We start from the raw sequence: 19,815 nt of genomic DNA, 5'->3' as shown, positions 1-19,815 counted from the left end.
ATGTGCGAGGCCCACATGTCGAAACCCACATGTCCGGGGCCCACATATGCGCCCCCACACCCTCAGCACACAGTCAGCAACTGGTTCCTGTTGATCACCTCCAGCGACAGCGTGCGATACCCCACCGTCTCGAACAGCACCGTCAACCGTTCGTTCTCCTCGCTCATGACCGAGCCCTGCCCCCACTGCTCGTGCCGGACGAGGGTGCCGGGCGGGAAGGGGTGCCGGTCCCCGGCGGGTCCCGGAGGGGCCGGCTCGGGTATCGGGCCGCCCGTGCCGGCCAGGACGGCGGGGCCGCCCTCCGCGCCGCCGTCCTCGGCCAGTTCGGCCGCCTCGCAGCGATCGCAGGTACCGCAGGACTCGTCCTGGTCGCCGCCCTGGCCGAAGTAGCCGAGGAGGAACCGGCGCCGGCAGCCGGTGGCCTCCGCGTAGCCCCGCATCATGTCGAGGCGGGAGCGCTCCAACTGCTGGTGGGCGTCGCCCAGTTCGATCGCCTGCCGGGCGGCGGCGGCCGGGCCGACCGTGCCGGTGGCCTCCAGGTCGCCGTCCTCGGTGGTGTGGACGGCGTCGACCTGCTCCAGGAGGTTGACGACGGCCGTCAGACGGCTCGCCGTCAGGTGGGTCTCGTCGCGCAGCTCGGTCGGCGGTACGGGCCCGTCGTGCTCCTCCAGCGTGCTCACCACCTGGGTGACGGTGTCCAGGTCCGGGCGCCCCGCCGCGAAGAAGCGCTGCATGCCGAGGTCCTGGGGCCGGTAGGCGAGTATCGCGCGGGCCTCCTCGCCGTCGCGTCCGGCGCGGCCGATCTCCTGGTAGTAGGCGTCCAGGGAACCGGGCACGGAGGCGTGCAGCACGAAGCGGACGTCCGGCTTGTCGATGCCCATCCCGAAGGCGGAGGTCGCCACGACCACGTCCAGCTCGCCCGCCATGAACCGGTCGTGCACATCGCCCCGCTCCCGCGCGGGCAGCCCCGCGTGGTAGGCGGCCGCGTCGAGCCCGAGCAGGCTCAGCTCCTCGGCGTACTCCTCCGCCTCCCGGCGCGTACCCGCGTACACCAGGCCGGGCTTGGCCTCAGCGGCCGCGCGCTCCACGACCGCACGCTTCTTGACGGCGGCGTCCTGGAAGGGAACGACCTCCAGGTGGATGTTGGGCCGGTCGAAGCCGGTGACCACCTCGTGCACGTCCCGCATGCCGAGCCGGCCGACGATGTCGGCCCGTACGGGTGCGGCGGCGCTCGCGGTCAGGGCCAGTACGGGGGGCCGGCCGAGCCGGTCGATGACCTGGCCGAGCCGCAGGTAGTCGGGGCGGAAGTCGTGCCCCCACGACGACACGCACTGCGCCTCGTCCACGACGAACAGCGCGGGACCGGCGGCGGCGAGCTGCTCGACCACCTCGTCCTTGGCGAGCTGCTCGGGCGCCAGGAAGAGGAAGTCGACGTCCCCCTCGCTGATCCGGTCCCACACCGCCGCGTTCTCGCTGCCGCTCTGGGACGAGTTCACGGCTGCGGCCTCCGTACCCTCCCGGCTCAACAGCCCCCGCACCTGGTCCCGTTGGAGAGCGACGAGCGGGGACACCACGACGGTCGGCCCCGGCAGCAGCAGCCCCGGCACCTGGTAGACGGCCGACTTCCCGGCACCGGTGGGCATCACGACGAGCGTGTCCCGCCGCTCCATCACCGCTTCCATCGCCACCAGTTGCTCCGGCCGCAGCTCCTCCCACCCGAACACGTCCCACGCGCTCTTCCGCAGCCGCTTCGCCGACGCGCTACTCATCATGCTCTCCCTGCGTTCCGGGCCTTGCTCAGATCACCGGAATCGGCGCCTGGGTGAGCACCCGGTTACCCCGCGGAGGCCGGAGTAGCGCCCTGGCGGCTCGGGAATCGGGCCTCAGGAAGCGCGCCGCCCAGCGGACCGGCGCCGGGCACAGGCGGCGGGGTCCGCGTTGATGACCCGCTTGGGCGAAGAGGAACCAGCGCCACTCCTGGGCCGCGAACTCGGTGCCGATGCGCGGCAGATGCCAGGTGACCGGCAGGCAGTCGAGCAGCGCCACCCGCGATACCGCCTCGGGGTGATCGAGGGTCAGACGCAGCGCGCCGGCGCCTCCCCGGCCGTGCCCCGCGAGTGCGAACCGGTCACGCCCGAGGGCGCGCATCACCTCGGCCACCTCCCCGGTGACCGCGCGCTAGGGGTGCCCGGCCCTCGAACACGGCGCGGCCCTCCCCCGGAGCACCTCCCCCCGCCTAACCCACCGGCCCCTCGGGCAACTCCGTCCACCCCTCCTTCAGCACCCGCACCGTCTCCACGACCGCCGGCCGCCCGCTCGCCCCCGTGCGCCACAGGGCGTACAGCCGGCGCACCGGTGCCGGATCGAGCGGCACCTCCACCGCGCCGGGCGGCAGCGGCCCACGGCCCAGGCGAGGGACGAGCCCGATGCCGAGCCCCGCCGCGATGAGGGCGACCAACGTCGGGTTCTCGTCCGCCTGATGGACGATCTCCGGCGTGTGCCCGGCCTCGCGGAGCGTGCGTACGAGCCAGTCGTGGCACACCCGCCCCGGCGGCTGGCACACCCACCGCTGACCCCCGAGTTCCGCGCGCCGCACCGAGGAGCGCTCCGCGAACGGATGCGTCCGGGGCACCAGCAGCGTGCACGGATCGTCCCCGATCACCGCCTGTTCCACGCCCACCGGGAGCGGCAGCGGCGCGATGTCCCAGTCGTGCACGACCGCCAGGTCGACGGCCCCCTTGGCCACCATGCCGACGGACAGATGCGGGTCGACCTCGCTGAGCCGGACGTCCAACGCGGGGTGCCGTACGGCCAGTTCGGCCAGCACGCCGGGCAGCAGGCCACGGGCCGCCGAGGCGAAGGCGGCGACGGTGAACAGCCCGGCGGGCACCCCGCGCCGCTGCTCCAGCTCGGTCTCGGCCCGCTCCATGACGGCGAGCATCTCCTGTGCGGCGCGGGCGAGTTGCCGTGCCTCGGCGGTGAGGCGGACGCCCCGGCCGTCCCGCTCCAGCAGGAGGGACCTGGTCTCGCGCTCCAGCTTGGTGATCTGCTGGGACACCGCGGACGGGGTGTAGCCCAGGGCGGAGGCGGCGGCGCCCACACTGCCGTGCACGGACACCGCGTGCAGCGCGCGAAGCCGCTGGAGATCGAGCATGCGGGACCACCCATCGAAGGACCGACTCATTAGCGCTGCTTAATCCAACCATGCAGAACTCGTCGCTGGTGCTTCATCGAGCCGGGATGTGATCCTCGGGCCATGCGTCCGTCCCACCTCGCTCTCGCCGTCCTCGTCGCCGCCGTCTGGGGCGTCAACTTCACCGTCATCGAGATCGGCCTCGCGCACTTCCCGCCGTTGCTCTTCTCCGCCCTGCGCTTCCTGGCGGCCGCGCTCCCGGCGGTGTTCCTGGTCGGCCGTCCCAAGGTGGCGTGGAAGTGGATCATGGCCGTGGGACTGGTGCTGGGCGTGGCCAAGTTCGGGCTGCTGTTCATCTCGATGGACCGGGGCATACCGGCCGGGCTGTCCTCTCTGGTCCTCCAGATCCAGGCGGTGTTCACGGCCGTGTTCGCCTTCGCCTTCCTCGGGGAGCGCCCCTCCCGGCTGGGGGTCCTCGGCATGGCCGTCGCGCTGGCGGGGATCGGCGTGGCCGCCGTGGACGAGGGGGCGTCGGGCCCGCTCGGGGCGTTCGCGCTGTGCGTCCTGGCCGCCGCCTGCTGGGGCGCGTCCAACGTACTGACCCGCAAGGCGTCCCCGCCGGACCCGCTGAACTTCATGGTCTGGGTCAGCACGGTCCCGGTCCTGCCGCTGCTCATCCTCTCCCTGCTCACCGAGGGCCCGTCCCGCGACCTCGACGCGCTCGCCGCCCTCGACCGGGCGGGCGCGGGCACGATCCTCTACGTCGCCTGGATCACGACCGTCTTCGGCTTCGGCGCCTGGGGCTGGCTGCTGCGCCGCCACCCTGCGTCCACGGTGGCACCGTTCTCCCTGCTCGTACCGTTCTTCGGCATGTCCTCCGCCGCGCTCTTCCTCGGCGAGCCGGTGAGCGGCCTGCGCTGGTGCGCGGCGGCACTGCTGATCGGAGGGGTGGCGCTGGCGTCCTTCGCCCCTCGGCGGCGGGCAGCGGCGGAGCCGGTCGCGGCGATCGAGGTCCCCGTACCGGCACGAAAGTGAATTCGAGGTTCCGTTTAATTCCCGCTTTCCCGCGGAATGCCGCAACGCCCCCCGGGCACCCGAACTCCAGGCACGAAAAGCGACTGGGCGTTCATTCGACGTACCGGCATTCCTTCTTTCATGGAACGGGAGTTCTCATGACGAGTTACGGTGGCCGGCCGGCCGCTCGATCCGGTTCGCGGGCCCATGGTCTCGCCATCGCGGGCCTGGTGTGCGGTATTGTCGGCTTCTTCTTCCTCAACGTCATTCTCGGCCCCCTCGCGATCATGTTCGGCATGGTCGCCAACCGGCAGTCCGGGGTCAGGGGCGGGCACGGACTGGCGAAGGCCGCCGTCATTCTCGGCATCGTCGACCTGGTGGTCTTCGCCATTCTCATGATCGCGGCCGCGAACAACGGCGGATTCCACTGGTACGTCGGAAGCTGACGCGGTAAGTGAATTCCGGACGCGTACGGAACTGGACCGCGGGCAGGAATGGGCCATGACGACACTGCTCGCAGCCTTCGTACTCGGCACCCCCGACCCACCCGCGCTGGCCGATTTCTATCGCGCGCTCCTGGGCTGGGAAGAGGTCGACCGGGAGCCCGACTGGGTCCGCATCAAAGCCCCGGAGCGGGAACGCCCGGGCCTGAGTTTCCAGTTGGAGAAGGACCACCGCCCGCCCGCCTGGCCGTCCGCCCCCGGCGAGCAGCAGATGCAGGCCCACCTCGACATCCAGGTGGACGACCTCGCAGCGGAGACCGAGCGCGCCCGCGCCCTGGGCGCGACGGTGGAGGAACACCAGCCGCAGGCCGACGTCCGCGTCATGCGCGACCCCCACGGCCACCTGTTCTGCCTCTTCCTCCCCGGCGCCTGAGCGACGCGGCTCAGCCGTGTGCCGCCAGCTCCAGCAAGCTCTGCAGCCTCAGCCCCCGGCCGGCGTCCAGCTCGGCCGGGGTGCCGGTGCGTACGGCGGTGGCGAACTCCCGGCGCAGCGGGGGCCAGCACTCCTCGTGATCGATCCCGGCGGTGTCGTACCGCAACGGCTCGGCGGGGCCGAAGAGTTCGACCGTGGTGAGCGCGCGGGGCACGGCCACGCTGCCGGAGAGGGTGGCCTGGCTGACGGCACCGTTCGCGTGCTCGCAGGTCAGCTCGGTCCAGCGGCGGGGGTCGCCGGTGCGGCGGATGGCGGTGATCGGGGCTATCGCCGTGTCGAGGAGGTCGAGCAGGTGCGGGCCCAGGTCGAGCAGGGCACCGTGTTCCAGCCGCCAGCCCGTGGCGAACTCGCCGCCCAGGAAGGCTCCGTGGAGGTAGCAGGAGCGGCCGCCGACGACGTCCAGGGTGCTCGCCGCCCGCAGGAAGGCGCGGGTGGCGGGGTGGTAGCGCTTGGTCAGGACGAGCTGGGAGACGACACCGGCCTCGGCGACCGCGTCGGCCACCCGCCGGGCGGCGGCCAGATCCGGGCCGAGCGGCTTCTCCAGCAGCAGCGCCTTCCCCCGCTTCGCGGCGAGCGGGGCCAGTTCGGCCTGTACGGCGGGCGGTACCGCGAAGGCGACCGCCTCGCAGTGGTCGAGCAACTCCTCGAAGCCGGCGGCGACATGGGCGCCGTAGGGCGCGGCGGTCTGCTCGGCCGCCTCGGGGCGGCGGGCCCAGACGGCGGACAGCCTGGTCTCGGGGCCGGCGGCCAGCACACGGGCGTGCATGGCACGGGCCCACGGACCGGCGCCGACCAGGCCGACCTCGACGGGACGGTGCGGCCAGGGAGCGGGTGTGGTCATGACTTGCCAATCCGAACGAGGTTGAGGGGAAGGCGGGTTCAGCCGGCGAGCCGCTCCAGCCGGGCGTCCGCGCGGTCGGCTGCGTAGAGGAACTGCACGACCATGGCGGCGGCGCCGATGAGCCCGGCGTGGTCGCCGAGCCGGGAGGTGACGATCTGGAGGTGGGCGGTGGTGCGCGGCATGGCGCGCTGGTAGATCAGCTCCCGCACCCCGGTGAGGTACGGGACCCCGGACAGCTCGCCCGCGAGCATCAGCACACCGGGGTTGAGCAGGGTGACGACGGTGACCAGGACCTCGCCCGTACGCCGTCCGGCCTCCCGCGCGAGCCGTACGGCCTCGGGGTGGCCCTCCGCGAGCAGGCGCCGGACGTCACGGCCGGAGGCGGTGTCGAGGCCGAGGGCGCCCAGTTCGCGGGCGAGCGCGCCGCCACTGGCCACGGCGGCGAGGCAGCCGTGCGACCCGCACATGCACAGCGCGTCGGGGCGGTCGTGCAGCCGGATGTGCCCGATGTCGCCCGCGCCGCCGTCGATGCCCCGGTACACGGAGTCACCGATGACGACGCCCGCGCCGATCCCGGTCGACGCCTTCACCAGGACGAAGGAGTCGCAGTCGGCGTGGTTGGCACGCTGCTCGGCCAGCGCCATCAGGTTGGCGTCGTTGTCGACGAACACCGGCACCGGACCGTCCTCCAGGGAGCCGCCGATACGCCGGGCGTAGGTCTTCTGGAGGCGTTCCCGGATCGGGTACTGGTCCCAGCCCGGCATGATGGGCGGCTCCACGACCCGGCCCGTGGCGAAGTCCACCGGGCCGGGGACGGACACCCCGATCCCGCAGATCCGGGCCGGGGAGACGCCCGCCGCGGCCAGCAGGTCCGGGAACCAGCCGACGAGCCGGTCGAGCACCTGGTCGGGGCCGTCCGCGATCTCCATCGGCCCGGTGTGCTCGGCGAGGATGGTGCCTGCGAGGTCCAGGACGGCGGCCCGCGCGTGCCGGGTCTCCAGGTCCACGGCGAGGACGGCCGCGTGCGCCGGGTCGAAGACGATCCGGTCGGAGGGGCGGCCCCCGGTCGAGGCGCCGGTGGTGTGCCGCACCCAGCCCGCCCGGTTCAGCAGGTCCAGCCGCTGGCCCACGGTGGAGCGGGACAGGCCGGTGACACGCTGGAGGTCGGCGCGGGTGTTGGCGCGTCCGTCGCGGATGAGCTGGAGCAGCCCTCCCGCGCTGACCTGACTGGGTGTCATCATGATGTCCCCCTGGACTCCTCGCACCTCGGTGCTTCAGCTCTTGTCGGCACCGCTGGTCAGGCCCTCGGTGAGCAGGCGTTCGGCGGCGAAGAACAGAAGTACCACGGGCACCGTCAGCACCACGGAACCGGCCATCAGCACCGTCTTGGGCACCTCGATGCCGTTGGAGAGCTGGGCCAGGCCCAGCGAGACGGTCCACTTGCCGGGGGAGGCCGCCAGGAAGAGCAGCGCGAACAGGAACTCGTTCCAGGCGATCATGAACACGTACAGGCCGGTCGCCATGAGCGAGGGCAGGGCCAGCGGGAGGATCACCTTGCGGAGGGTCTGCAGGCGCGAGCAGCCGTCCAGCGCGGCGGCCTCCTCGACCGAGTACGGGATGGTGACCAGGTAGTTCTTCAGCATGTAGATCGACACCGGCACGGTCTGCGCGACGTACACGACGGCGAGGCCCACCAGGCTGGAGGAGAGGCCGAGCCGGGCGAAGATGACGAACAGCGGGACGGCGAGCAGTGTCGCGGGGAAGAGGTAGACCGCGAGGAAGAGGGCGCTGACCTGGCGGTGCCCGAAGAACTTCAGCCGGCTCACCGCGTAGGCGCCCGGCACGGCGGCCACCAGGGTGAGCGCGACCGTGCCGAGCGACACCAGCGCGGAGTTGGCGAGGAAGCCGAGGAAGCCCTGCCCGCCGTCGTCGGACGACTTCAGCACGTTCCGGTAGGTGTCGAGGGTGACATCGCGGGCGGAGACCCACAGCGAGCCGGGGTCGAGCAGCAGCGCGTCGATGGGCTTCAGCGACAGCAGCACCATGTAATAGAAGGGGAGCACGGTGATCACGGCGAGGAAGGCGATGACGCACCAGCGCGCCACGCCGAAGAACCGCTCCTCGAGCCGGGCCCGGGACAGGACGGCCTTGCGGGTCACGCTTCCTCCTGGACCTTGTTGCCGAAGAACTTGAAGTAGCAGCCCAGCAGGATCATCAGCGAGACCGCGAGGACCAGCGCCTGGGCGGCCGCGGCGCCCACGTCGTAGCGGGCGGTCAGGAAGTCGTAGACCCGCACGGCCGCGACGTCGGTGCCCGCGCCGCCGCCGGTGAGCAGATAGACGTCGTCGAACTTGTTGAACGTCATGATGAAGCGCAGGACGCACAGCAGGGCGATGACCGGCATGAGCTGCGGGAGCAGGATGTGCCGGAAGCGCTGCGAGACCGTGGCCCCGTCGACCTCGGCGGCCTCCTCCAGCCCGTCCGGGACCGCCTGGAGCCGGGCGAGCAGGAAGAGGAAGGCGAACGGGAAGTAGCGCCAGCACTCGAAGGCGATGACGGTCAGCAGCGCCAGCGGTATGTGGAAGTGCGCGCCGAACAGGCCGACTTCGTAAGAGCGGGTGGAGAGGAAGGCCACGGGATCGTCCCAGCCGAACAGGCGGCGCCCCCAGTCGTTCACGATGCCGTACTGCGGGCTGAGCGCCACCTCCCACACGAAGGCCACGGCGACCACGGGGGCCACGTACGGCAGGAGCATGGCCGCGCGCAGCAGGGCCCGGCCGCGGAACGGGCGCCGCAGGGCGAGCGCGGCCACCAGGCCGAGGAGGACGGAGCCGAGGGTGCTGCCCGCCGTGTAGAGCAGGGTGGTCGACAGGCTGGACCAGAAGCCGGCCGACTGGAAGACCGCCGCGAAGTTGTCCGGCGTCCAGCGGCCGAACAGGCCCATGCCCTGGATGTCCACGAGCCGGGCGTGCTGGAAGGCCAGCAGCAGCGTCCACAGGATCGGCAGGACGACCACGACGAGGACGACGATCAGGGTGGGAGAGACGAAGGCGATACCGGCGCGGTTGGCCCGCCGCTCGGCGGTCATCGGTTTCGCGGGCTGCTGCGGCCGCACGGCCGGCGGCCGGGGCTCGGTGTCCGGGCGCGGCGCTGCGCCGGAAGGGGCTCGGGTCATGGGGATGCCTTAGTGATGTGCGGCTACTGGAGGGACTTCTGCAGGGCGGCGACTTCGTCGTCGGCTTCGCGGGCCGCCTCCTCGGGGGAGAGCTGACCGCTGGTCATCGCGCCGATCGCCTTCGGTACGGGCAGCTCGCCGTTGGTGGCCCCGACCAGGGCGCCCTCGCCCTGCTCGATGCCCCAGCGGCGCATGTTGCCGACTCCGGCGGCGAGTTCGTCGAGCAGGCCCGGCGGATAGACCTGGTCGAACGGCTTCTTGGTGTCGACCCCGATGTCGCTGTGCCGCCAGGCGTCGAGATAGCGGTGGGGCTCGGCGGCGGTGCCGTGGCGGACCGGGATCTTGCCCTCGGGCGACATCCCGAACCAGGACTCGTAGCCGGAGTTCATCATGTACTCGATGAACTGCTGCGAGGCCGCCGTCTCCGCGGTCTTGGTGGTCACCCAGGAGGTGATCTCGCCGAACTGGGCGCCCTCGCGGGCGTCGGGGCCCTTCAGCGCGGTCACGATGCCGCTGTCGCGGGCCAGTTGACCGGGGTCCTTCTCGCACTCGGGGCAGCTCGGCAGGGCGTCCTTGCGCAGGCCCGCCAGTTCGTCCAGCAGGAACGAGGACCAGATGACCATCGAGGAGCGGCCGGCGAAGTAGGTCGCGCGGGTGGAGTCCACGCTCTGGGTGCCGGGGGCGCCGTGCTCGCGGGCGAGCTGGTCGTAGGTGCGGAAGGCCCTTACGCACTGCGGGCTGCGCAGGTCCACTTGGTGGTCGTCGTCGACGAGCTGGCAGCCGTTGGCGAGGGCCACGCTCTCGAAGCTCTGCGCGGTGAACACGTCGGAGGGGTCGGTGGCCGCCGACATGCCGTCGTGGCCGCCGCCGTCCAGTGCCCGTGCCGCGGTGAGCGCGCGGTCGTAGGTGTCGGGGGCGGCGAGGTGTTTCCGGGCGAAGTCGTCCTTGCGGTACACGAGGAGTTGGAGCCAGGCGTCGGAGGGGACGCCGAGGTGGGTGCGGCCGTCGGAGGTGAGCCCGAGCGCGTTGGCGTTGAACGTACCGGGCCCGAGTTCCTTGACGATCCGCCCAGGTATCTCGGTGTTGAGCAGGCCGTTTCCGTACATCTGCCAGACCTGGCCCATCGGGGCTGCGCCGATCACGTCGGGGAGGTCGCCCGAGGCGGCCGCCGACATGATCAACTGCGGTAGCTGGCCCTCGTCCACCCCGACGAGGTGCACTTCGACGCCCGACTTCTGCTCGAAGCCGTCGATGATCTTCCGCGTCGCCCCGACGCGGTCGGGCAGGTTCTCCAGCGACCACACGGTGATCTCGTGGTCGGGTCTGCCGGGGCCGGTACTGCCGGAGCAGCCCGTGACCAGCGCCAGTCCCAGGGCTGAGGTGAGGCCCACCGTGGTCGTCAGCGACCGTCGGCTCTTGGTGCGCATTGCGTCTGTCCTCGTGTCGACTTACGTCTGCCGATCACGCATCTCAGCATCACTTTTGCTTGTTGACAAGACATAAGTTGTGGTTATTGTCGACGCAACCCGCAGCCGCAACCTTCCGGAGCCATCCGTGGAACGCGTCGTTCAATTCACCGGTCCGCGTCAGGTGGAGGTGGCCGAGCACGCTCGCGCCGACCTCCCGCCCGGCCATCTCAGGGTCCGCACCCGCTACTCCGGCATATCCGCCGGCACCGAGCTGACCGCCTACCGGGGCACCAACCCCTATCTCACCCGCACCTGGGACCCCGAAGCCCGCCTCTTCCGCGACGGCGCGGCCGGCATCGAGTACCCGGTGGCCGGCTGGGGTTACTCCGAGGTCGGCGAAGTCACGGAAGTCTCACCGGAGTTGACCGGTACGCCGGGCGTACCGCGCACCGGCGACACGGTGTGGGGCATCTGGGGGCACCGCAGCGAGGGCATCGTCCCCGTGGAGCGCATGATCGGGCACACCCTGCCCGCCGGCCTGGACGACCTCTCCGGCGCGTTCGCGCGGGTCGGGGCCATCGCGTACAACGCGATCCTGGCCGGGGACATCCACCTCGGCGAGGACGTCGCCGTGTTCGGCCAGGGCGTGATCGGCCTGCTCACCACCCGGCTCGCCCAGCTCAACGGCGCCCGCGTCATCGCCGTCGACGCCCTGGACGACCGCCTGGAGGCCGCGAAGCGCTACGGCGCCCGGCACACCCTCAACGCCCGTACCGACGCCGTCGCCGAACGCGTCCGCGAGATCACCGCCGGGCTCGGCGCCGACCTCGCCATCGAGATCAGCGGCGCCCACCCCGCCCTCCAGGAGGCCCTGCGCTCGGTCGCGGTCGGCGGCCGCGTGGTCGCCTCCGGCTTCTACCAGGGCGACGGCATCGGGCTCCGGCTCGGCGACGAGTTCCACCACAACCGCGTCCAGCTCGTCTGCTCCCAGATCGGCGGCGTACCCCCGGCGCTGTCCCACCGCTGGAGTCAGGAACGCCTCCAGCACGCCTTCCTGCGCCTGGTCGCCGAGGGCCAGGTCGATGTGAACTCCCTGGTCAGCCATGTCGTCCCGGCCGCCGACGCCGCCGACGCCTACGTACTGCTCGACGAGCGCCCCGCCGACGCGCTCCAGGTCGTCCTGGAATTCTGAGAGGTCTTCTTCATGCTCACGATCGCCGCCCAGGAGCAACTGCTGCCCGGTGACACCCTCCAGGCCAAGTGGGAGTTCGCGCAGGACGCCGGATACGGCGCCATCGAGCTGCGCGCCAAGGGCGACCTCCACTTCGCCGGCCGCCTCGACGAACTCAAGCAGGCCGCCAAGGACGGGGTGGTCATGCCCACCGTCTGCGTCGACATGCTCCACTTCCTCGGCGCCTTCGACGAGGAGCTGCGCCGCGACGCCGTAGCCCAGCTCAAGTCCCAGCTCACCGTGATCGCGGAGATCGGCGGCCGGGGCGCCCAGACCCCCGCGTCCTACGGCATGTTCTCCCGCCGCCTGCCGCCCTTCGAGCCCCCGCGCAGCGAGGAGCAGGACCGCGAGATCCTCCTCGCCGGCCTCACCGAACTGGGCGAACACGCCCGCCGGGAGGGCGTCACGCTGTACCTGGAGCCGCTCAACCGGTACGAGGACCACATGGTCAACCGGCTGGAGCAGGCCGCCGACCTGATCCGCGCGACCGGTCTGGACTCCGTCCGGATCGGCATCGACAGCTACCACATGAACATCGAGGAGAGCGACCCGTCGGCCGCGATCCTGGCCCACGCCGAGTACATCGGCCACGCCCAGGTCTCCGACTCCAACCGCCTCCAGCCCGGCGCCGGCCACCTCGACTGGCCCGCCTGGCTCGGCGCCCTGCACACCATCGGCTACGACGGCGTGCTCGCGGCCGAATGCCGTCTCGGCGGCGACCCCGTCGAGGCCGTCCGCTCGGTCCCGGCCTTCCTGCGGAGGTCGGGCGCATGACGGCCGTACTCGAACGCCCCTCCCCCGCCCGGGCCCTGAGGCGGGGCGCGGCGCGGGTCCTGCTGGACAACTGGACCGGCACCGCCACCGTCCCCTCCCGCACGCTCTACCCGCACCAGTGGAGCTGGGACTCCGCCTTCATCGCCATCGGGCTGCGCCACCTCTCGGCCCGGCGCGCCCAGCGCGAGCTGGAGTCCCTGCTCGCCGGGCAGTGGGCCGACGGGCGCATCCCGCACATCGTCTTCAACCCGGCCCAGCCGTACGGCGCTTACTTCCCGAGCCCCGACTTCTGGCAGTCGTCCACCGCCGGACGGCCCTCCGGCGCGCCCGCCGCCCCGGAGACCTCGGGCATCGTCCAGCCGCCCGTCCACGCGCTCGCCGCCTGGCTCGTGCATCAGGCGGACCCGGCCGAGTCCGACCGGCGCGGCTTCCTCGCCCGCGTCCACCCCCGGCTGGCCGCCTGGCACGACTACCTGCTCACCCGGCGCGACCTCGGGGGCGGCGGCCTGGCGGCCGTGGTCCACCCGTGGGAGCCGGGCATGGACAACAGCCCTTGCTGGGACGGCCCGTTGGGGTCGGTCGACCCGGCCGACCCCGGCAGCTACCGGCGCGCCGATCTCGACCACGGCCAGGCCGCCGACCGCCCCACCGACCTCGACTACGGCCGCTACGTCCGCCTGGCCACCGACTACCGGGCCACCGGTTACGACGACCGCGCGACCGGCCACGCCTTCGCCGTCGAGGACCCCTGCTTCAACGCGCTGCTCATCGCCAGCGAGCGGGCCCTCGCCGCGATGGCCCAGCATCTCGGCGGGAGCGGCGCCGAGCACGTCAAGCGCGCGCGGGTTCTCACCGAGCGGCTGGTGGAGCGGCTGTGGGACGAGGAGGCCGGGCTGTTCCGCGCCCGCGATCTGGTGGCGGGCGGGTCGATCGAGGAGCGCGGCGTCACGGGTCTCGTTCCGCTTCTCGTGCCGGGGCTGCCGGCCAGGATCGCCCGCCGGCTCGCCGACACCGCTGCCGGGCCCCGTTTCCAGGCTGCTGCCACCGGGCTGGTCCCCAGCTACGACCTCACCGGGCACGCCTTCGACCCGCAGCGCTACTGGCGCGGACCGGCGTGGTTCAACACCGCCTGGCTGGTCCACCGGGGTCTGCGCACCCACGGTCACCTCGAACGGGCCGATGAGCTGCGCCAAAGCTTCCTGGCCGAGGCGGGACGGTCCGGCTTCGCGGAGTACGTCGACCCCACCACCGGCGCCGGCCGGGGCGCCCGGAACTTCTCCTGGACCGCCGCCCTCACCCTCGACCTGCTCGCTCACGAAGAGGAGCCCCTGCCATGACCCCGGCCGACCCTCACGTCCAACTGGTCCGGGACGCCACCTTCGCCCGCCTCGACGCCACCGGCGGCATCACCGGCGTACGCGGCACCGCCCCCGACGGGGTGTTCGCGCGCGACGGCCGCCACCTGAGCCGCTGGCAGCTCACCGTCGACGGCAGCCACCCGGCCGTGCTCGTGCCGGCCTCGCGCGAAGACGACCACGCGACGGAGTGCGTCCTCACCCCGAAGGGCACGCGGGATGCCCCGCCCGCCTACACGGTCTTCCGCCGACAGAGCGTGGCGGCAGGCGAGTTCACCGAGCGTCTGCGGCTGGTCAACAACCGCCCGGACGCGGCGACGGCCCGCCTCGCGCTCACCGTGGACTGCGACTTCGCCGACCTGTTCGAGCTGCGGGCCGACGACCGGGTCTACCCCAAGCCGGACGGGGGGCGGGAGGTACGGACGGTGCCCGGGGGCCTTGTCTACGAGTACCGCCGCGCCGACTGGCATGCGGGGACGACGCTCACCTGCCACCCGGCGCCGGACGGCATCGCCGCCGCTCCGGACGCCGGCACCACGGCCCGTACCCTCACCTGGGAGCTGGACCTGGCCGAGCACGGAGAGGCGGAACTGCGTCTGACGGTCCGCACCGACCCGTCCCCGCCTTCCCCCGCCCCGGCATCCGGCTCCCCGGCATCCGGGCGAACCGCGCAGGAGGCCACCGACGACCTGGCGCGTGCCTGCGAGCGCGGCCTGGCCGACATCGACCTGCTGACCATCGCGGTCGAGGGCGTGGACGGCGAGCAGGTGTGCGTCCCGGCCGCCGGCATCCCGTGGTTCCTCACCCTCTTCGGGCGCGACTCACTGCTGACGTCGTACTTCCTGCTCCCCCACCGCCCCGGCACGGCCGCCGCCACCCTCAGCGCCCTCGCGGCGACCCAGGGCACCCGGTACGACGACTTCAGCGGCGAGCAGCCCGGCCGGATCGTGCACGAGACCCGACAGGGCGAGCTGGCCCACTTCCGCCAAGTCCCCTACGGCCGCTACTACGGCGCCGTGGACGCCACCCCGCTGTTCCTGGTCCTGCTGCACGCCCACCACGAGATCACCGGCGACCCGGCACTCGCGTCACGCCTGGAGCGGCACGCCCGGCGCGCCGTCGACTGGATGCTGACCGACGGCGGCCTGGGCAGGCACGGCTACCTCGTCTACACCCCCGACCCGAACGGTCTGGTCAACCAGAACTGGAAGGACTCGGCCGGCGCGATCTGCTTCACCGACGGCACCCAGGCCAAGGGCCCGATCGCGGTGTGCGAGGCGCAAGGGTACGCGTACGACGCGCTGGTCCGTACGGCGGAACTGGCGGAGAAGGTCTGGGGGGACCCGGAGTATGCGAGTCGACTCCGTGCGGTGGCTGCGGACTTGAGGCAGCGCTTCGCCGACGGCTTCTGGATGCCGGGGGCGGACTTCCCGGCGCTGGCCCTGGACGGCGACGGCCGCCAGGTCGACGCGCTGGCCTCGGACGCCGGGCATCTCCTCTGGTCCGGCATCCTCGACGACGACCGCGCCCGGCGGGTGGGCCGACGTCTGCTGGAGCCCGACTTCTTCTCCGGCTGGGCCATCCGCACCCTGGCCGCCGGCCAGCGCCCCTACCACCCCCTCTCCTACCACCGGGGCAGCGCCTGGCCCCACGACAACGCCGTCATCGCCCTCGGCCTGGCCCGGCACGGCCTGAACGACGAACTCCGCACCCTGGCCGAGGGGTTGGCGACGGCTGCGGCCCACCACGGCCACCGCCTCCCGGAAGTCCTGGCCGGCTACGCCCGCGGATCGACCTCCACCCCGGTCCCGTACCCCCACTCCTGCTCCCCGCAGGCGTGGGCAGCGGCAACACCCTTGGCCCTGCGCACCGCGCTGGGACAGACGGAGGGCGTTGCCCGAGTCCGGCGTGCGTGATTGGCTCGGCCGATGGAACTTCTGCTGACGTCGGCCGGTCTGCGCAACGAGACCCTGAAGGATGCCCTGCGGGACATGCTGGGCAAGCCGTTCGGGTCGGCGAACATCGTGTACGTCCCGACGGCGTCCACGGCCGAGTCCGGGGACCACGGGTGGCTCCTCGCCGACCTGGCCCGCGTCCACGGGCTGGGCTGGCGGGAGTTCGACGTCCTGGAGCTGAACGGCCTGCCGCGGCGGCTGGTGCTCGACCGGCTGCTGCGCGCCGACGTCATCTACGTCGGCGGCGGCAACCACTACCACCTCGCCCGCAGCATCACCGGCAACGGCCTGGCCGACGGCTTCCTGGAAGCGCTGGCCGACCGGGTCTACGTGGGGCTGAGCGCCGGATCGATGATCCTCAGCCGGTATCTCACCACCCACTCCGCCGAGGTCCTCGGGGACACGGCGGACCTCCACCTCCTCGGCGCGACCACCGTGACCCCGCCCTTCGGCCTCCTCGACTCGTACCTGAAGCCCCATCTGTACTCGCCGGACTTCCCGGAACGCGACGACGCCTGGGCCGATCGCATCGCCGCGCGGGCGGACTTCCCGATCCACTTCATCGACGACGACACGGCGCTGCGCGTCCGCGACGACAAGGTGGACGTCGTCTCGGAGGGCCGGTGGCGGTTCCATCCGTAGGCGGCCGGCCCTCAGCACGGGTCGCGCAGCAGCCGCAGCAAGCCGTCCGCGCTGTCCGCCACCCGGTCCCGGCGGAAGCCGTCGGCACGGCGCCCGGCGTGGGCACGGCCGGAGGTGAGGCACCAGTCCCACCACCGGTCCAGCGCGGCGGTGTCGAGCCGTTCGGCGGGCAGCAGCGCGGGCCAGCCGCAGGCGTGCGCCTGCGCGGTGACCTTGGCTCCGCCCGCCACGGGGTCGACGGCGAGGGCGGGCACCCCGGCGCGCAGTGCGAGCACCAGGCCGTGCAGCCGGTCGGTGACGATCATGTCGCAGCGCGCGAGCACGCTCTCCAGTTGTCCGGAAGTCGCGCACAGCCGCCAGTCGTGGGGGTCGAGCCGGGTCTCCAGTTCCAGGCAGGCGCAGTCCTGATCGGACAGCCACCGCGTGACCAGCCGGGCCACCCGCTCGTGCCGTCTGCGGGGGCCGTACTCGTGCTGGCCGTGCGTGAGGACGACGCCCACCACGGGGTGCGCCGGCGGCAGCGGCGCGCGGGCGGCCAGGTCGAGCGTGGGGACGGTGTCCGGGGCGTCGCGCGCGAGGACGTGGTGGAAGCCCCGTACGGCGGGGTCCCCGGTGTCGAGCACGGAGGTGCCAACGGCGATGCGTACGCAGTCGGCGTACCGCCGGTGGAGATCCTCGACCTGGGGGCCGTGGGCGGGGCCGCAGACGAAGAGCAGGTGGGAGTAGTCCTCGGGGTGGCTGTCGTCCAGGGAGGGCCCCTCCGGCCGGAAGCCTGGGCTCCAGGCGACGTCGTGCGGTACGGCCGCGCCGCGCAGCAGGTCCCGTACCCGGTCCAGCGCGAGCAGGTCACCGGCGGTCGCCTCCCCGTGCAGGAAGCTGAACCATCCGGTGACGAGGACGCGTCGCGCGCCGGGGTCAGCCGTGGCCGACGACCGCCTTCGCCCGTCGTCGGGCTCGATCGGGTTCATGCCGGCCATGGTGTCTCCCGTCCGGACGGGCGCAGTCGTCCGGCGCCTCCGGCACCGAGTACCCCTTCTCCGGGAACAGGGGACTTACGACCGTGCGGGCTGGTTGGCGATGAGAAGGGTGCTGCCGGCGGGACGAAAGCCCAGGCGTGCGTAGATGCGCGCGACGGCGTCCTGCGCGTAGGCGAGGAAGACGGTACTCACCCCGTGGTCGCGGGCATGGCCCGCCAGGGCCGCCGTGACGGCTGCGCCCAGCCCCTGGCGGCGGGCGCCGGGAAGGGTTCCGATGCCGCCGATCTCGGTGGTACCGCCTGCCGGGTGGTAATGGCCGACTGCCAGCGGGGTGCCGTCCGGGCCGAGGGCCGCGATGAGCGTCTTGTGCCCTGCGCGGATCGAGGAGCCGATCACCGCCACGGTGCCGTCCTCGGTCAGTTCCCCGGCCACTGCCGACAACTCCTTGCTGCCCGCGAGGCCCACGGCGGTACCCTCCTGGGCGAAGGCCAGGCGAGGGAGGGCGAGAGCCGCGGGCAGGGCGGGATCGTCGGCCGTCAGCACGCGGAGCGTCACGCCGTCCGGCAACGGCCGGGGTTCGAGCTGTCGATGCGGGTCCAGCGACATCAACGGGCGTTCCTCGACCGGCAGGCCGACGGCCTCGATGCGGGCACGCAGGGTCGGGGCCACCTCGGCCAGCCACTCGAAAGCCTCCGGCACACCGAGTTCACACTGCCGGGCCCGCACCCGGGCGATGTCGGCGGCGGTCACCGACGACGCCCCCTCAGCGGTGGGCTGGGCGTGGCTGGGACCGCCGTAATACGGAGCGCCTGGCTCGCCGCGCACGAACAACCGCAAGGGGCCGAACACTTCGGCGTCGGAGAACAGCAACGGCACAGTGGCGTAGTACTGCTCGATACGAGCACGCAGCGAGTCGCTCATGCGGTGCATCCCACCACGCGACCGCGCCCTGCCGCATGCGGAATTGACGGTCAGGTCCGAGCTCAGGCGTGCCCGCCTCCGGCGTCCGGGTCCCGGCGCCCGCCGTCGCGTGCCCGAGGGGCTGCCGGAGCGTCTGTGTCGTCGGACTCCACGGTTCGACGTGCCCGCATCTCCTTCACGCACCGAAACAGGTACCACCAGCCCAGCACGCCTGTCGCGGCCCACAGGCGTCGCTCCGCGGCATCGGTCTGCTGGAGGACCGCACTGCATGGACCACCAACTGCCGCCCCGGCGGCGAGTATCAGCAGCCTCGGGTCGAACAAGAGGCGCGCCTTCTTCCAGGCATGTTCCTCCCCCTCGTGAGCCGGTCGGGTGCGGCAGGTCTCCCCTACAAGCCGTCCCGTGACGAGGGCATCTTCACACCTGTCCCCGATCGGGGCGTGTCAGGGGCTGATAACAGGGTCCCAGGGGGCTGATCAAGGGATACGACCACGGCCCGTTCCCCGGGCTGGGCCTGCCGGGCATGGGGCACGGTTCGCCGAACGGTTGAGGGCCGGTTGCGAATTTCTCCGTAACCGGCCCTTACCTGCGACTTCGTAAAGTCGGGACGACAGGATTTGAACCTGCGACCCCTTGACCCCCAGTCAAGTGCGCTACCAAGCTGCGCCACGTCCCGATGCGCTCACTCGCGGTGACCCGCGTGATCGCGCGAACAGCACTTTACCCCACGTACGGGACTCCTCCGAAGCGGGTTGTGGGCGGGGAGGGGGAGAATCGGCCCCATGGCAGACGCAGAGGCGGGCGGAGAGATCGGCGGGCGCGACCGGGACACCGAGGGGCGGGCGCGGAACGCGCGGCCCCGCGACGGGCTGGGGCGGCCCCTGCCGTACGGGGCCGACGGGGTCGAACGGCAGCCGGAGGGGGTCGTGCGGAGCCCGGAGGAGACCGTCGCGGAGGCGCAGGCGCTGCTGGACGCCGGGAAGCCGTTCCACGCGCACGAGGTGTTCGAGGACGCCTGGAAGTCCGGCCCCGACGCCGAGCGCGAGCTGTGGCGCGGCCTCGCCCAGCTCGCCGTGGGCCTCACCCACTCCGCCCGCGGCAACATCACCGGCGGCCCCCGCCTGCTCCGCCGGGGCGCGGCGGCGGTGACGTCCTGGTCCGGCCGGAACCAGCCCCACCCCTACGACCTCGACCTGCCCGGCCTCGCGACCTGGGCCGTGGACCTCGCCGGGCGGGTGGAGGTGACCTCCGCCCCCGTCGACGCCGGCGCCGAGGGACCCCGTCTGCGGCGGGGCTGACGCGCGCGGCCGCCCCGGCGGGAAGCACCCGGCCCGCCCGGCCCGGCCGCCCGGGGCGCGGCGGGCGGGGGCCAGCGTGTCACGTGGTGCCGAGGTCACCCCGGGGGCATGCTGTGGGGCACTCGCCACAGCGGGGGCAGCCGACTGAGAAGGA

General features: G+C 72.5%; 19 protein-coding genes and 1 tRNA gene. 9 read left to right on the top strand and 11 right to left on the bottom strand.

Going from position 1 to position 19,815, the window contains the following annotated elements; genetic code table 11:
- Positions 1–62: 62 nt before the first annotated feature.
- The 3 genes from ACZ3HQ_RS05340 to ACZ3HQ_RS05330 all read right to left on the bottom strand — a co-directional run bounded on the left by ACZ3HQ_RS05340 (position 63) and on the right by ACZ3HQ_RS05330 (position 3,154).
- Positions 63–1,769 carry a RecQ family ATP-dependent DNA helicase gene (locus ACZ3HQ_RS05340; protein ID WP_467509046.1) on the bottom strand — a complete coding sequence of 569 codons (1,707 nt, stop codon included), beginning with the start codon at positions 1,767–1,769 and terminating at the stop codon, positions 63–65.
- Between the two features lie 28 nt (positions 1,770–1,797).
- On the bottom strand, positions 1,798–2,160 hold the full coding sequence (locus tag ACZ3HQ_RS05335; protein WP_467508192.1) for a hypothetical protein: 363 nt from the start codon (positions 2,158–2,160) through the stop codon (positions 1,798–1,800).
- A 76-nt stretch (positions 2,161–2,236) separates the two neighbouring features.
- Positions 2,237–3,154 carry a LysR family transcriptional regulator gene (locus ACZ3HQ_RS05330; RefSeq protein WP_467508190.1) on the bottom strand — a complete coding sequence of 306 codons (918 nt, stop codon included), beginning with the start codon at positions 3,152–3,154 and terminating at the stop codon, positions 2,237–2,239.
- A 102-nt stretch (positions 3,155–3,256) separates the two neighbouring features.
- Between ACZ3HQ_RS05330 and ACZ3HQ_RS05325 the strand changes: the two genes are divergently transcribed.
- From ACZ3HQ_RS05325 to ACZ3HQ_RS05315, 3 genes are all read left to right on the top strand, one after another.
- Entirely contained in the window at positions 3,257–4,168 is a 912-nt protein-coding gene (locus tag ACZ3HQ_RS05325; RefSeq protein WP_467508188.1) for an EamA family transporter, read from the top strand.
- 137 nt (positions 4,169–4,305) lie between these two features.
- Positions 4,306–4,593: a DUF4190 domain-containing protein gene (locus ACZ3HQ_RS05320; protein WP_467508186.1), complete on the top strand. Its 288-nt coding sequence runs from the start codon at positions 4,306–4,308 to the stop codon at positions 4,591–4,593.
- A 55-nt stretch (positions 4,594–4,648) separates the two neighbouring features.
- Entirely contained in the window at positions 4,649–5,023 is a 375-nt protein-coding gene (locus ACZ3HQ_RS05315) for a VOC family protein (protein WP_467508184.1), read from the top strand.
- A gap of 10 nt (positions 5,024–5,033) precedes the next feature.
- Here the strand turns inward: ACZ3HQ_RS05315 and ACZ3HQ_RS05310 are convergent, their stop codons facing one another.
- From ACZ3HQ_RS05310 to ACZ3HQ_RS05290, 5 genes are read right to left on the bottom strand one after another with little or no spacing between them, the layout of a single operon-like run.
- The gene (locus ACZ3HQ_RS05310) at positions 5,034–5,924 is read right to left on the bottom strand and encodes a Gfo/Idh/MocA family protein (RefSeq protein WP_467508182.1); all 891 of its coding nucleotides are present in this window, start codon (positions 5,922–5,924) and stop codon (positions 5,034–5,036) included.
- A gap of 38 nt (positions 5,925–5,962) precedes the next feature.
- Positions 5,963–7,162, bottom strand: a complete 1,200-nt coding sequence (locus ACZ3HQ_RS05305) for an ROK family transcriptional regulator (protein ID WP_467509045.1) — start codon at positions 7,160–7,162, stop codon at positions 5,963–5,965.
- Positions 7,163–7,198: 36 nt separating this feature from the next.
- Positions 7,199–8,065 (bottom strand): carbohydrate ABC transporter permease, encoded by an 867-nt coding sequence (locus ACZ3HQ_RS05300; protein WP_467509044.1) that lies wholly within the window; start codon positions 8,063–8,065, stop codon positions 7,199–7,201.
- Between the two features lie 14 nt (positions 8,066–8,079).
- Positions 8,080–9,099, bottom strand: coding sequence for a carbohydrate ABC transporter permease (locus tag ACZ3HQ_RS05295; RefSeq protein ID WP_467508181.1), 1,020 nt, complete (start codon positions 9,097–9,099; stop codon positions 8,080–8,082).
- Positions 9,100–9,122: 23 nt separating this feature from the next.
- Positions 9,123–10,526, bottom strand: a complete 1,404-nt coding sequence (locus tag ACZ3HQ_RS05290) for an ABC transporter substrate-binding protein (protein WP_467508179.1) — start codon at positions 10,524–10,526, stop codon at positions 9,123–9,125.
- A 127-nt stretch (positions 10,527–10,653) separates the two neighbouring features.
- Here ACZ3HQ_RS05290 and ACZ3HQ_RS05285 point away from each other — a divergent pair, with 127 nt between their 5' ends.
- The 5 genes from ACZ3HQ_RS05285 to ACZ3HQ_RS05265 are packed head-to-tail and all read left to right on the top strand — an operon-like array spanning position 10,654 to position 16,465.
- On the top strand, positions 10,654–11,700 hold the full coding sequence (locus ACZ3HQ_RS05285) for a zinc-dependent alcohol dehydrogenase (protein ID WP_467508178.1): 1,047 nt from the start codon (positions 10,654–10,656) through the stop codon (positions 11,698–11,700).
- A gap of 12 nt (positions 11,701–11,712) precedes the next feature.
- On the top strand, positions 11,713–12,513 hold the full coding sequence (locus ACZ3HQ_RS05280; protein ID WP_467508177.1) for a sugar phosphate isomerase/epimerase family protein: 801 nt from the start codon (positions 11,713–11,715) through the stop codon (positions 12,511–12,513).
- A complete protein-coding gene (locus ACZ3HQ_RS05275; RefSeq protein WP_467508175.1) occupies positions 12,510–13,850 on the top strand; it encodes an MGH1-like glycoside hydrolase domain-containing protein in 1,341 nt (446 codons plus the stop codon). The genes ACZ3HQ_RS05280 and ACZ3HQ_RS05275 overlap by 4 nt, the downstream gene beginning before the upstream one ends.
- Positions 13,847–15,784: an amylo-alpha-1,6-glucosidase gene (locus tag ACZ3HQ_RS05270; RefSeq protein WP_467508173.1), complete on the top strand. Its 1,938-nt coding sequence runs from the start codon at positions 13,847–13,849 to the stop codon at positions 15,782–15,784. The genes ACZ3HQ_RS05275 and ACZ3HQ_RS05270 overlap by 4 nt, the downstream gene beginning before the upstream one ends.
- Before the next feature lie 12 nt (positions 15,785–15,796).
- Positions 15,797–16,465, top strand: coding sequence for a Type 1 glutamine amidotransferase-like domain-containing protein (locus ACZ3HQ_RS05265; RefSeq protein WP_467508171.1), 669 nt, complete (start codon positions 15,797–15,799; stop codon positions 16,463–16,465).
- Between the two features lie 11 nt (positions 16,466–16,476).
- Here the strand turns inward: ACZ3HQ_RS05265 and ACZ3HQ_RS05260 are convergent, their stop codons facing one another.
- From ACZ3HQ_RS05260 to ACZ3HQ_RS05250, 3 genes are all read right to left on the bottom strand, one after another.
- Positions 16,477–17,433 (bottom strand): polysaccharide pyruvyl transferase family protein, encoded by a 957-nt coding sequence (locus ACZ3HQ_RS05260; RefSeq protein ID WP_467508170.1) that lies wholly within the window; start codon positions 17,431–17,433, stop codon positions 16,477–16,479.
- Positions 17,434–17,517: 84 nt separating this feature from the next.
- Positions 17,518–18,363: a GNAT family N-acetyltransferase gene (locus tag ACZ3HQ_RS05255; RefSeq protein ID WP_467508168.1), complete on the bottom strand. Its 846-nt coding sequence runs from the start codon at positions 18,361–18,363 to the stop codon at positions 17,518–17,520.
- A 602-nt stretch (positions 18,364–18,965) separates the two neighbouring features.
- Positions 18,966–19,039 (bottom strand) — tRNA-Pro (locus tag ACZ3HQ_RS05250).
- A 106-nt stretch (positions 19,040–19,145) separates the two neighbouring features.
- Here ACZ3HQ_RS05250 and ACZ3HQ_RS05245 point away from each other — a divergent pair.
- On the top strand, positions 19,146–19,661 hold the full coding sequence (locus ACZ3HQ_RS05245; protein WP_467508167.1) for a DUF309 domain-containing protein: 516 nt from the start codon (positions 19,146–19,148) through the stop codon (positions 19,659–19,661).
- Positions 19,662–19,815 lie beyond the last annotated feature (154 nt).

The sequence above is a fragment of the Streptomyces sp. NPDC018263 genome, assembly GCF_055562575.1.
This window is presented reverse-complemented; position numbering and strand designations above follow the sequence as displayed.